11 protein-coding genes and 2 riboswitches are annotated in these 12,122 nt (G+C 64.4%); of the genes, 3 read left to right on the forward strand and 8 right to left on the reverse strand.

From position 1 onward, the window contains the following. Nucleotides 1–12: 12 nt before the first annotated feature. Nucleotides 13–2,865 carry an aminomethyl-transferring glycine dehydrogenase gene (gene gcvP / locus OW521_RS09505; RefSeq protein WP_268024862.1) on the reverse strand — a complete coding sequence of 951 codons (2,853 nt, stop codon included), beginning with the start codon at nucleotides 2,863–2,865 and terminating at the stop codon, nucleotides 13–15. Between the two features lie 51 nt (nucleotides 2,866–2,916). After that, a riboswitch (glycine riboswitch) is annotated at nucleotides 2,917–3,052 on the reverse strand. Nucleotide 3,053: 1 nt separating this feature from the next. Next, nucleotides 3,054–3,151, reverse strand: a riboswitch (glycine riboswitch). 190 nt (nucleotides 3,152–3,341) lie between these two features. After that, the gene (locus tag OW521_RS09510; protein ID WP_268024863.1) at nucleotides 3,342–3,881 is read right to left on the reverse strand and encodes a TetR/AcrR family transcriptional regulator; all 540 of its coding nucleotides are present in this window, start codon (nucleotides 3,879–3,881) and stop codon (nucleotides 3,342–3,344) included. An 83-nt stretch (nucleotides 3,882–3,964) separates the two neighbouring features. On the opposite strand from OW521_RS09510, the gene OW521_RS09515 reads away from it, so the two are divergent. Further along, the gene (locus tag OW521_RS09515; protein ID WP_268024864.1) at nucleotides 3,965–5,506 is read left to right on the forward strand and encodes an MFS transporter; all 1,542 of its coding nucleotides are present in this window, start codon (nucleotides 3,965–3,967) and stop codon (nucleotides 5,504–5,506) included. Nucleotides 5,507–5,510: 4 nt separating this feature from the next. Here OW521_RS09515 and OW521_RS09520 read toward each other — a convergent pair whose 3' ends face one another. Next, complete coding sequence (locus OW521_RS09520) at nucleotides 5,511–5,969, reverse strand: SRPBCC family protein (RefSeq protein WP_268024866.1); 459 nt, start codon at nucleotides 5,967–5,969, stop codon at nucleotides 5,511–5,513. A 2-nt stretch (nucleotides 5,970–5,971) separates the two neighbouring features. Beyond that, on the reverse strand, nucleotides 5,972–6,325 hold the full coding sequence (locus tag OW521_RS09525; RefSeq protein ID WP_268024868.1) for an ArsR/SmtB family transcription factor: 354 nt from the start codon (nucleotides 6,323–6,325) through the stop codon (nucleotides 5,972–5,974). A gap of 101 nt (nucleotides 6,326–6,426) precedes the next feature. On the opposite strand from OW521_RS09525, the gene OW521_RS09530 reads away from it, so the two are divergent. Beyond that, the gene (locus OW521_RS09530) at nucleotides 6,427–6,870 is read left to right on the forward strand and encodes a DUF1003 domain-containing protein (RefSeq protein ID WP_268024870.1); all 444 of its coding nucleotides are present in this window, start codon (nucleotides 6,427–6,429) and stop codon (nucleotides 6,868–6,870) included. A 30-nt stretch (nucleotides 6,871–6,900) separates the two neighbouring features. Here the strand turns inward: OW521_RS09530 and OW521_RS09535 are convergent, their stop codons facing one another. Next, nucleotides 6,901–7,719: a sigma-70 family RNA polymerase sigma factor gene (locus OW521_RS09535; protein WP_268024872.1), complete on the reverse strand. Its 819-nt coding sequence runs from the start codon at nucleotides 7,717–7,719 to the stop codon at nucleotides 6,901–6,903. A gap of 224 nt (nucleotides 7,720–7,943) precedes the next feature. On the opposite strand from OW521_RS09535, the gene OW521_RS09540 reads away from it, so the two are divergent. Beyond that, entirely contained in the window at nucleotides 7,944–8,522 is a 579-nt protein-coding gene (locus tag OW521_RS09540; RefSeq protein WP_268024874.1) for a hypothetical protein, read from the forward strand. Nucleotides 8,523–8,720: 198 nt separating this feature from the next. Here the strand turns inward: OW521_RS09540 and csrA are convergent, their stop codons facing one another. The 3 genes from csrA to OW521_RS09555 are packed head-to-tail and all read right to left on the reverse strand — an operon-like array spanning nucleotide 8,721 to nucleotide 12,070. Beyond that, the gene (gene csrA, locus OW521_RS09545) at nucleotides 8,721–8,969 is read right to left on the reverse strand and encodes a carbon storage regulator CsrA (RefSeq protein WP_184737915.1); all 249 of its coding nucleotides are present in this window, start codon (nucleotides 8,967–8,969) and stop codon (nucleotides 8,721–8,723) included. Nucleotides 8,970–8,973: 4 nt separating this feature from the next. Beyond that, entirely contained in the window at nucleotides 8,974–10,044 is a 1,071-nt protein-coding gene (locus OW521_RS09550) for a hypothetical protein (protein WP_268024877.1), read from the reverse strand. Then, on the reverse strand, nucleotides 10,022–12,070 hold the full coding sequence (locus tag OW521_RS09555; protein ID WP_268024879.1) for a flagellar biosynthesis protein FlhA: 2,049 nt from the start codon (nucleotides 12,068–12,070) through the stop codon (nucleotides 10,022–10,024). Before OW521_RS09555 ends, OW521_RS09550 begins: the two co-directional genes overlap by 23 nt. Nucleotides 12,071–12,122: the final 52 nt, after the last annotated feature.

The following is a 12,122-nucleotide window of genomic DNA, read 5'->3' on the forward strand; positions in this document are numbered from 1 at the left end:
GTGAGGAGTCCTTTAGTTCTCGAAGGCTTCGATCGGAGGGCAGGAGCAGACCAGGTTACGGTCGCCTGCGGCGCCGTCGATGCGGCCTACGGGCGGGAAGTACTTGTCCTGCTTGAGGTGGTGGACGGGGAAGACAGCCTGCTCGCGGGAGTATTCGCGGTTCCAGTCAGAGCTCACGACGGCGGCCGCGGTGTGCGGTGCGTGGCGCAGCGGGCTGTCCTCCACCGTGAAGTCGCCGCTCGCGACCTGGTCGATTTCCTTGCGGATGGTGATCATGGCTTCGATGAAGCGGTCGATCTCGCCCAGGTCCTCGGACTCGGTGGGCTCCACCATCAGGGTGCCCGCCACCGGGAACGCCAGCGTCGGGGCGTGGAAACCGTAGTCGATGAGGCGTTTGGCCACGTCCTCGGCGGTAACGCCGGTGCGGGCCGTCAGTTCGCGCAGGTCCAGGATGCACTCGTGAGCCACGAGTCCGTCTTCGCCCGTGTAGAGAACCGGGAAGTACTCGTTGAGGCGGGAGGCGATGTAGTTCGCGGCAAGCAGCGCGGACTTGGTGGCCTCGGTGAGGCCTTCGCCACCCATGAGCTTCACGTACGCCCACGAAATCGGCAGGACACCGGCCGAACCGAAGCGGGACGCCGAGATGGCAACGCCGTGCCCGTCTTCATGGGCTGCCTTGTTGGCATCGCCCGGCATGAAGGGTGCAAGGTGCGCCTTGGCAGCGACCGGGCCCACGCCCGGTCCGCCGCCGCCGTGCGGGATGCAGAAGGTCTTGTGCAGGTTCAGGTGGGACACGTCGCCGCCGAACTTGCCCGGCTGGGCCAGGCCCACGAGCGCGTTGAGGTTGGCGCCGTCAACGTACACCTGGCCGCCGGCCGCATGCACGGAGTCGCAGATTTCGCGGACGTCAGCGTCGTACACGCCGTGGGTGGAGGGGTAGGTGATCATGATGGCCGAGAGGACGTCCTTGTTGGCGTCGATCTTGGCCTGCAGGTCCGCGTGGTCGATGGTGCCGTCGGCCGCGGTGGCCACGACGACAACCTTCATGCCGGCCAGCACTGCCGAGGCAGCGTTGGTGCCGTGGGCGGAAGCCGGGATGAGGCATACGTTGCGCTGGAGGTCGCCGCGGGAGTGGTGGTAGCCGCGGATGGCCAGCAGGCCCGCGAGTTCGCCCTGGGAACCGGCGTTGGGCTGGATGGAGACCTGGTCGTAACCGGTGATCTCCGTGAGGTCGGCTTCCAAATCTTCGATCAGTTCGCGCCAGCCCTCTGTCTGGGAATCCGGGGCGAACGGGTGGATCGAGGCGAATTCCGGCCAGGAGATCGCTTCCATCTCGGCCGTGGCGTTCAGCTTCATGGTGCAGGAACCCAGCGGGATCATGGTGCGGTCCAGCGCGAGGTCGCGGTCCGAAAGCTTGCGGATGTAGCGCAACAGCTGGGTTTCGGAACGGTGCGTGTTGAACACCGGGTGCTGAAGGTAATCGGAAGAACGCTCGACGGCGGCCTCCAGGGCGAAGCCCTCACGTGACTCCGCGAGCGAAGCACCGAAGGCGGCGACGACGTCGGCGAGGACCGCCGTCGTCGTGGTCTCGTCGACAGAGATGCCCACGGTGTCCGCGTCGATGCCGCGCAGGTTGATGCCCTTGGCCTCAGCGGCAGCAACGATCTCGGCTGCCCTGCCCGGGACGCGGACGGTGACGGTGTCGAAGAAGCTGCCGTGCAGGACCTCAAGGCCCGCGGCCTTCAGGGACGCGGCGAGCGTGCGGGCGTGGTTGTGGGCGGTTTCGGCGATCGCCTTCAGGCCGTCGGGGCCGTGGTACACGGCGTACATCGAGGAGACGATGGCAAGCAGTGCCTGCGCGGTGCAGATGTTGGACGTGGCCTTCTCGCGGCGGATGTGCTGCTCGCGGGTCTGCAGCGCCAGGCGGTACGCGGGGGTGCCGGCGTCGTCCTTTGAAACGCCCACCAGGCGGCCGGGCATGGAGCGCTCGAGGCCCTTCTGAACGGCCATGTAGGCGGCGTGCGGGCCGCCGAAGAACAGCGGCACGCCGAAGCGCTGGGTGGAACCGACAGCGATGTCGGCACCCTGCTCGCCCGGAGGCGTGATCAGCGTGAGGGCGAGGAGGTCGGCGGCAACGGTGACGAGGGCGCCGCGTTCCTTGGCGGCGGCGATCACGGCGGAGTGGTCGAACACCCGGCCGGAAACGCCCGGCTGCTGCAGCACGATGCCGTTGATGTCGCCGTCGGGCAGTCCCTTGGACAGGTCGGCGATCTCCACTTCGAAGCCCAGCGCCTCGGCGCGGCCCTTCACGATGGCGAGGGTCTGCGGGAGGCAGTCGGCGTCGAGGACGGTCTTGCCGTCGTGGGCCGTCTTGTTCTTGTTGGCGCGACGCATCATGAGGACTGCTTCGGCGACGGCCGTGGCTTCATCCAGCAGGGAGGCGTTGGCGATGGGCAGGCCCACGAGGTCCTGGACCATGGTCTGGAAGTTCAGCAGTGCCTCGAGGCGGCCCTGGGAAATTTCCGGCTGGTACGGCGTGTAGGCCGTGTACCAGGCCGGGGACTCGAGGATGTTGCGGCGGATCACCGGCGGAGTGACGGTGTCGTAGTAGCCCTGGCCGATCATCTGCACGGCCGTCTTGTTCTTGGCCGCCAGTTTGCGCAGTTCGGCCAGAACTTCGACCTCACTGAGGGCGTTCTGGAGGGTCAGGGCGACGTCCTGGCGGATGTCATTGGGAACCGCGGTGTCCACGAGCGAATCGACACTGTCGTAACCGACAGACTTGAGCATGATGTCAATGTCGGCCTGGCGACGGGCGCCGATATGCCGGTCAACGAACGTGGTGGAGGTTGAACTAACCGTCACGAAGGAACTCCATTACTAAGGCGGCGTGGGTACGCCACAGCTAATCGGGTTCCTCCCCGCTCTGTATTGGACCTGAGAGTTTCCGCGAATCCGTGCTTATGGGCACTGTTTCGCTTGCACCGTCGGTGAGCACAGCGTGTTCCAGTGTCTGGGACACCAGAGGGCAGCGTGCTGCTTTCCAGAGTTGCCTTGCCGCGGCGGTGCGTGGGCCTGAGAGATTCCTGGGGAGGATTTGCTCCTACGGCGCCTGCATCACTTGCCTGCAGGACTCTCCCGCCGCAGATCAAAGGCGTATTCAGTTGTGTGAATCGGATCGTGGTTGCCGGTGACGGCTGCCACAACTGTCAATTGTCCTATGGACTGCTCGCGTCCGCAAATGATGTCACCGGTCTCGCCCGACTTTCCCAACTGACTGGCACCTGTTGTCGTTTTGGAGCCTCTAAACGACAACTACTGCGAGCCAGTTGGGCCACCGTTCAGTCACGGAGGCGTTCGACGGCGGCCAGCAGCGCACCGACGTCGGCGCTCCTCTCGCTCGCATTGGTTCCCGGGCCGCCTTCAAGCATTGCGTTGAAGTAGAGCCCATCGCCCATATACCGGACCGCTTTGGCTATCTCCGGACCCACTTCCTCGGCGAGCACATCCAGCCATTGTTGCTGGATCCCTGCAAAGCGCCTGCGGGTTTCTTCGTGGGCCACCTCCGCGAGCCGCGTGGCGGCGACGAACACCCTGTCCATGGGGGTATCGGCCCAAAGCGAGGACTTGATGAAGAACGCCGAAGCGCCCTCGGGAGCCGCCTTCATCGCCTCAATGTCCATTGCTGCGAGCCTGTCCATGCGTTCCAGCAGGGCGCTGATCATGGCTTCCTTGTTGGGGAAATGGTAGAGCAGGCCGCCCTTGGACACTCCCGCGCGTTTGGCGACGGCGTCGAGCGTGGCAGCCCGCTCCCCCACCTCGATCAGCAGGGCTTCAAAGGCATCCAGGACAGCGTCCCGGGCAATAGGTTTTCGCGGCATGGTGTCCATCATCCCCTAGTTGGATATGTCAGTGTCGATACGGCAAGTTGAAACTATACCGTCCAGACGGTACAGTTATTCTCATGTTCAGCCCGTCCACAACCCAGCATCCCCGCACCCCGTCAACCCAATCCGCCCCGTGGCGCGATTGGACTGCCCTGGCGCTCTTGATGTTCCCCGTGCTGCTGGTGGCTGTTGACAACACTGCGCTGACATTTGCTCTTCCGGAAATCGCCCGGACGCTGGAGGTCGGGGGCGTGCAGCTGCTTTGGATTGTGGATGCCTATGCGCTGGTGCTGGCGGCATTGCTGGTATCCATGGGCAACCTGGGAGACAGGATCGGCCGCCGCCGCTTGCTCCTGATCGGCAGCACGGGCTTCGCAGCCGTTTCCGCAGCCACCGCGTTCGCCCCGTCGGCCGAATGGCTCATTGCGGGACGCGCCGGCCTGGGCATCTTCGGAGCCATGCTCATGCCGTCCACATTGTCCTTGATCCGCAACATCTTCCCGGACCCGAACCGCCGCCGGCTTGCCATCGCGGTGTGGGCCGCGGGATTCTCCGGCGGCGCCGCGCTCGGGCCGATCTTCGGCGGCTGGCTCGTGGAACATTTCTGGTGGGGAGCCGTGTTCCTGGTGGCCGTGCCGCTGTTGTTGCCCCTCCTTGCCTTCGGCCCGTTCCTGATTCCCGAGTCCAAGGATCGCAATCCGGGCAAGCCTGACGTTCCCAGCATCGCGATGTCCATCCTGACCATGGCACCGGTGGTTTATGGCATCAAAGAGGTCGCTGTGCACGGCTTCGGCCCCGCCCCTGCAGCCTTCATGGCGTTCGGCCTGGCCATGGGAATCATCTTTGTCCGCAGGCAGCGCTCCTTGGCATCGCCCATGCTGGACGTGCGTCTTTTTGGGAACAAGGTGTTCAGCACAGCCATCATTGCCAACGTCCTGTCCCTGTTTTCCATGACGGGCTTCATCTACTTCTTCGCGCAGCACTTGCAGCTTGTGGAGGGCCAGTCCCCCATGGAGGCAGGAATCGCCATGGTTCCGGCTCTGCTGGCCACCATCGTGGCGGGCATGGTGGTGGTTCCCCTGGTCAAGCGGATCCGCCCGGGACTGGTGGTGGCATCCGGCCTGACGTTGAGCGCCATGGGTTATCTCGTGGCGGCCTTGGGCAACCATGGCCAGGGCCCCGGGTACCTTTTGACGGCACTCTTGCTGCTTGCCATCGGGGTTGGATCGGCGGAGACCATCTCCAACGACCTCATCCTGGGGGCCGTTCCTGCCGACAAGGCCGGCGCGGCCTCGGCGATCTCCGAGACAGGCTACGAACTCGGCTCATTGCTGGGCACGGCAGTCCTGGGCTCGATCCTGACGGCGTCCTACCAGCACCACCTGCTTCTTCCTGTTGAATTGTCCGGCCATGCTGCCGAACGCTCCCGGGAGACGCTCGCCGGAGCGGTGGGCACCGCAGCGTCACTCCCCCAGCCACTGGCTGGCGCCTTGACCGCCGCGGCGCGTGCCGCCTTCGAATCGGGCGTCCACATCACCGCGGCGATCGGGCTGGTACTGATGGCGGGAGCGGCAGTCCTTGCCGCCGTCGCACTCCGCCGCGTGCCGACCGCGAAGTAAGCCGTCAGTTGCCTTCGACGAAGGCCTTGAGGGCATCGAGGAGACCCTCGATGCCCTCTTTGCGGCCTTCCACATGGTCTTCGTCGGTGAAGTACGCTCCTTGCTCGGTCAGAGCGAGGCGGGTTCCTTCGCCGTCGGGCTCCATTTCGATGGTGGATAGCGAGACGGACGTCCGCTGGCCGTTGAGATACATTTCGTAGGTGTAGACGATCCGCTCGTTCTCGACGATGTCGTGATAGACCGCCTTCATGCTGGAGACGAAGCCGCCCTCAGGGCCGCCGGTGTCCGTCTCGGTGCCACCTTCGCGGAAGTCAAGGCTGGATTCGCCCTGAGTCCACTCTTCCGGGCCGACGAACCATTTCTTCTTGTTGCCGTAGTCCGAAAATGCTGACCAGACACGTGACACCGGGGCATTGAGTTTGCGTTCGAGGGTGAAGCTTGCATGCGTAATGGGGGTGCTCATGGCTACTCCTGTGTTGGTTTGGCGGGGTGGTTTTGATTGAGGAAACTCTCCAGGCGGTCCAGCCGGCGCTCGGCCGATGTCCGGCGAAGCCCGAGCCAGGCCTCCGCCTCGCGGACCGGTCCGGGGACGATGCTGCAGCTGCGGACCCGGCCGATCTTCTCGCTGCGCACCAGCCCGCTGTGTTCCAGGACCTGGAGGTGCTGGACAATCGCCGGGAGGCTCATGGCGAAGGGCTTCGCCAATTCCGAGACCGACGCCGGGCCCTCGCACAGCCGGGCCACGATGGCCCTGCGAGTGGGGTCGGCAAGGGCGTGGAAAACGGAATCGAGATCCGCGGCGCCTTGATTGTTAAGCACATGCTTAAGTATTCGCTTAAGTCTTTCAAAGTCAAGAGGCAGGGACCGTCGCGGTGCGGCTACTGGCAGGGTCCGCCCGGGCCCACGGCTAGGCTGGGCCCATGAGCACAGCTGAGCAAGGGTCCACCTGGCACGCCGAACACAAAGCAGCATTGAGCTCGGGTCAGCGAGCCGCGGATATCATGCGCAATGGGATGGGGAGCTGGCCGTTCGTGGGCGGCTTCATCTTCTTCATGCTTGTGTGGGCAGCCATCAACACATGGGTCCTGCCAGGCAACGGTTGGGACCCCTACCCCTTCATCCTGCTGAACCTGTTCCTGTCCATGCTGGCCGGACTTCAGGGAGCGATCCTCTTGATCGCAGCCAAACGCCAGGATGCGATTGCGGCCGCCATGGCCCAACACGACTACGACACGGACCTCGCGGCGCGGGCTGACATTGGCTTGCTGTTGAAGATCAACGAACAACAGCTGGAAATCCTGCATGAGCTTCGCAGGATCAGTCCTGATTCGGATTCCGTTTCCGTCCCGCCCACGGCGCGCTAGGGCCGCCGCTGAGGTTAGACGGCCCGCAAACTAGACAGCACGGTTCAACGCAGCATCATGCGAAGTGAAACCACGCGTAATTCCGCCAAGGGTCGCGGAGGCTAGCGTCGAGAGGTAGTCGTGCCGGCGTCGGGCAGTAATCCGTGACTGCGGCTCGAAGACTTGCTCGGGGTCGTCAGCGTAGTGCGCAGAGAGTCCATCACGCATGAGCCGGATACCTTCGGCGCGCTGTTGGGACACTGCAGCGTGCGTGGAGCCAAGCTCTTCGGCGAGCTCCTTGACGGTCCTCCCGGCGAAGTAGATCTCCTCGACCACGTAGCGCATCTTTTCCGGCAGGGCCTCGACGGCGGCGCGGAGGTACTTGAGGCGCTCATCGGCCAGGACGGAGTGTTCCGGGGAGACAGTGTCGGCAGCGACGGTGTCCACGACGACGTCGTCAAGCGGCGACAGAGTCCGGGCGGCATCGGCGAGTGCAGCCTCCACGACGCTGCGCTCGACACCGAGGGCTGACGCGGTTTCCGCCACCGTAGGGGTTCGCCCAAGGACGCCGGACAGGGTTTCCTGGACCGACATCGTCTCCTTGATGCGTTTGCGTGCCGAGCGGGTAGCCCAGTCGCTGGCCCGCATCTCGTCCGCAAACGCCCCAACGATCCGGCGGCGCGCAAATGCGCCAAAGGGGACTCCGAGGCTCGGATCGAAGGAATCGGCGGACGTTATCAACGCCACGGACCCTACCGACGCGAAATCGTCGCGCGACAAATGAGAAGCTCTCGCACAGAGCTCAGACACCAAGTAGCCAACGAGCGGTAAATGCTGCAGCACCAACTCGTTGCGTTCCTCGCGATTCAAAATTAGTCCCCCCATGAGACCGGAATATTGAGTTGCAAAAGCCTGATTCCAAGGATCCTCCGGCGAGCTGCTGAGACGATGAAGCAGGCCGAAGATTACTTGGAACAGGCACGTATTCAGTGAACATACCATCTGACAAATAACAATGCGTGTACGCTCATGAAAAAGATGCAAAACCGGCCGCGGGATCATGTTCCGCAGGCCAAACCAGGGAATGGGGAACCGTGGGGGCGGATGAGTTATCGGCGACGTTGTGGCGCGAGCGGAGGCAGCTGGAACTGCTGTTGTTCCGGCTCGAAACACAGTTGCTGCACGTCCGGGCAGGCAATTGGCATTGGCTGAAATTCACTGCTGCTGACGTGGAAAAGGTCTTGGAAAACCTTCGGTTCGACACCCTTGCCCGGAACATCGAGTCTTCAGCGGTCGCTATCGAATGGCGTGTGCCGGCGAACGCAACCCTGCCCGTGATCGCCTCCGTAGCGCCTCCCGGAATCTGGCCGGAACTGCTTCAGGACCACAACCACGGCATGGTGCTGCTGCTGAAGCAAGTCGAGTCTGCCGTCGCGGCCAACATCGAGGCGCTCCTGTCGGGGCCAATCGGGGCCGGGGACGTACGGCTTACGGCCGGGCAGCCCGGGGAGGTTTTGGTCCCGGATGGATCGGCAGCAGAGGCCACTGCCGACACAGCCAACGCCGCGGATGATGTGATATTGCTGGCGGAAAACGCCAATATCGAGCGGGCCCTGGCCGTGACGAGGGATTGTTCGCTGCCACTCCTCGAAGAATTCCTCGGCTTGGCTTAGCGCTTCACACGTGGCCGCCGCTAGGACGCTCGCTCACCTTCGACACCTTTTCAGCCGACGCTCCTTCACCTTTGGGGGTAGAAGGGCAAACCCTCCTGCAGAAGATATGCAGGAGGATCGGTGGTTTTTGCCTTAAAGGTGAGCGAGGGTCGGGTGGTGAGGGCTCATATGTGAGCGAGCGTCGGGACTGGCCCCGTACTAATCTGGCTTTCGTCGTGATGCAGGCGGTCGCAGCCCGGCAAGGAGCTCTTCGGCCTCGGGGCCGGCCTTCGCTGCCGCAAGATTGGCAGCGGCGATCGCTTCAACCACTTCGCGACGCTGGATGGACACGCCGCGGGGCGCCTCGATCCCGATCCGCACGCCGTCGCCGCGGCCCTCCATGACGGTGATGACAATGTCATCACCAATCATGATCTGTTCGCCCGGCTTGCGTGTCAGTACCAGCATGCTCTCAATCTACCTTTCCAAACACCGCAACGCGGGCGGGCTTGCCGTCCACCCAGCCGATGGGAAGGCCGAGGCCATTGACCGTCTCCGGACTCGCGGTCTCCGTCACACCGAAAACGGCCAGCGCATCGAGTGAAGACCGTTCGACGGCCAAAGCTGCGGAAAGAGCCCGCACCCAGCGCTGTGTGTCTTCCGCCTTCCGTCTGGCGTCGGCGACCAGCCACAGCTGGTCTGCGGCGAGGCCGGCGATGTGCGCCGCATGTGTCGCGGCTTCGTTTGGCCGGCCGAGTCCATACGCGACGAGGACGGTTTGGCCAATGAGCACCGCTTGGGCGCGGGCCGCCGTCGCGGCCTGACGCCCCGCCACGTGGAGGTGCCCGAACGCGGTCAACTCCCCCGCCGTCCGGACGTCGGAGCCGCCCTCCGCGATCGACATCTCCAGCGCGGGGCCCAGGGCGTCGCCACCGAGCCCCAGCAGGATGATGAGGTTGCCGCTGCCGGCTAATGGAACAGGAACCGGTACCAGCGCCGTGATAGCCCGCCCGACGACGGGGGCCGGCAATGCGGTCAGCATCCCTTGGGGTCCCGGTTCAGTTGCCGGTGCCTGGAACTCCTTCCCCAACTGCTCCAAGAGCCCAGCAAAGTTCGGCGAGTCGGTCGAAACGGCTGCCGCTGGCCGGTGGAGGTCCACTTCAGCCGCATCGGCCTGCTCAAGCAGCGCGGCGATGGCGGGCCCCTGCAGCGCGTGCCCTGCCCCGCCAAAGTCTGCATCCCAACTAGTCCCCACCGCCACCCTCGCCTCGCAAGCTCGGCCAGGGAACCCTGGCGGCGTGGGCCCACCCAGTTGTTGTCGTTCTGAGCCGTCAAAACGACAACTACTGTTAGCTAGTTGGGTGGAACCCTCGGCCGGAACCTCCACGGTTGCCTCATAGCGATTGGCGGCGAAGAGCCCGGCGATTCCCGGGTTGGTGACTTTCTCGGCGGAGACGATCCGTGCCCCGGGCCCGTACTGCTGCTCGGCCTTCTCGCGGATGATCTCCAAGGACGCGCCCTTAAGCTTGTATTGCTTCGGCATGGCGGACCACCCCCACGGTTTCGATCTGGATGTTGGCCGACGTCACTTCACGGTAGGACAGCACGGGGACGCCACCGTCGGGAGCCGCCACGAGGCGCCGGACCGCGGGCCGCAACGCCGGGGCGCACACCAAAACGGCTTGCCGTCCGGCAGCCGCCGCCGTTTCGACGGAACTCTTCACGGAGGCCAGGACGGCGTCGAGGCGCGCTTGGCTCATGACGATCTGGGTGCCTCCTTCCGCCGGACGCATGTCTTCGAGCATGGACTGTTCCAAGAGCGGATCGATCATGATCACATTGAGCACCGAGCCGTCCAGGAACTTGGCTGCGAGCGCGGGTCCCAGGGATTGCCGGGCGGCTTCGACGAGCGCCTCTGGTTCGGTGGAAACCTTGGCGCGCAGGGCGAGTGCCTCGTAGATCCGCGGAAGGTCGTTGATGGGAACCTGTTCTTCGAGGAGGCCTTGCAATACCCGCTGCACTTCGGCAAGGGACATCAGTCCGGGGATGAGTTCCTCGACGGCGGCCGGGCTCTGCTTGCGCACGCCTTCCGTCAACACGCGGACGTCCTCGCGGGTGAGGAGCCTTGCGGCGTTGGCGGAGACGATCGATGACAAATGGGTCACCAACACCGAAACCCGGTCGATCACGGTTGCCCCGGTCATTTCGGCGCTGTGCCGCATTTCCGTGGGAATCCACTTTCCGGCCAGTCCGAAGACCGGTTCCACGGTGGAGATGCCCGGCAGGGCGTCAAGGTAGTCGCCGAGGGCGAGCAACTTGCCCGACGGCGCCGTGCCACGTCCCGCTTCGACGCCGGCAATGCGGATGGCGTAGTTCGCCGGTGGCAGCTCCACATTGTCGCGCGTGCGGACGGGCGGGATCACGATCCCCAACTCCATGGCGATCTTGTGGCGCAGTGAGCGCACGCGGCCCAGGAGATCGTCCGAGGCACCGGAGACCATGTCCACAAGGTCCGGAGCCAACAGGATTTCCACGGGGTGGATGCGCATGTCCAGCATGAGCCGCTCGTTGGGGTCTTCTTCGGAGCTCAGGCTGGCTGCGTCCTGGGCATCCTGCTCCTCGAGCTGTTTCTTTTGCTGCGCTGCCAAGCGCCGGGAAGCGAATAGGAGGAAGGCACCCACCAGCAGGAACGGCAGGATGGGCATGCCGGGGATCAACGCCATGGCTACTGCGGCAAGTCCTGCGATGAGCATCGCGTTGGGCGACTGCATGAGCTGCGAGGACGCCGTGCGGCCCATGTCCTCCTCGGCGTTGGACCGGGTGACGATCATGCCCGTGGACACGGCCATGAGGAGGGCCGGGATCTGTGTGACGAGCCCGTCGCCCATGGTCAGCAGCCCGTAGGAGTTCAGGGCGTCGCCCACGTTCATGCCGCGCTGCAGAACGCCGATGGCGATGCCGCCCACGAAGTTGATGATGATAATGATGATGCCCGCGATGGCATCGCCCTTGACGAACTTCGAGGCACCGTCCATGGCACCGTAGAAATCGGCCTCGGCGGACACCTCGGCGCGGCGCTTACGTGCTTGGGCATCGGTGATGAGGCCGGCGTTGAGGTCCGCGTCGATGGCCATCTGCTTGCCGGGCATGGCGTCGAGGGTGAATCTTGCTCCCACCTCGGCCACGCGTTCGGCGCCCTTGGTAACCACCACGAACTGGATGACCACCAGGATCAGGAACACCACGGCGCCGATGATCATGGAACCGCCCACGGTGACCTTGCCGAAGGCATCGATCACTTGTCCGGCGAAGCCCTGCCCCAGGACAAGCCGTGTGGAGGCGACGTTGAGTCCCAGCCGGAATAGCGTGGCCACCAGCAGCAAGGACGGGAATACCGAGAAGTCCAGCGGCTTCTTGACGAACATGCTGGTGAGCAGGATGAGCAGGGCCAGCAGGATGTTGCAGACGATCAGGAAATCCAGCAGCGGCGCGGGCACGGGAACCACCAGCAGCAGCACGATGCCGACGATTCCCACCGGCACGGTGAGCCTGGCGAATCTGTTGTTCATTGCTGTGTCCTGTCCGGGGTGGAGTGGCTGCTGGTCTTGGCTTGGATGCTGT

It is taken from the genome of Arthrobacter sp. MMS18-M83 (assembly GCF_026683955.1).
Lineage (GTDB): Bacteria > Actinomycetota > Actinomycetes > Actinomycetales > Micrococcaceae > Arthrobacter.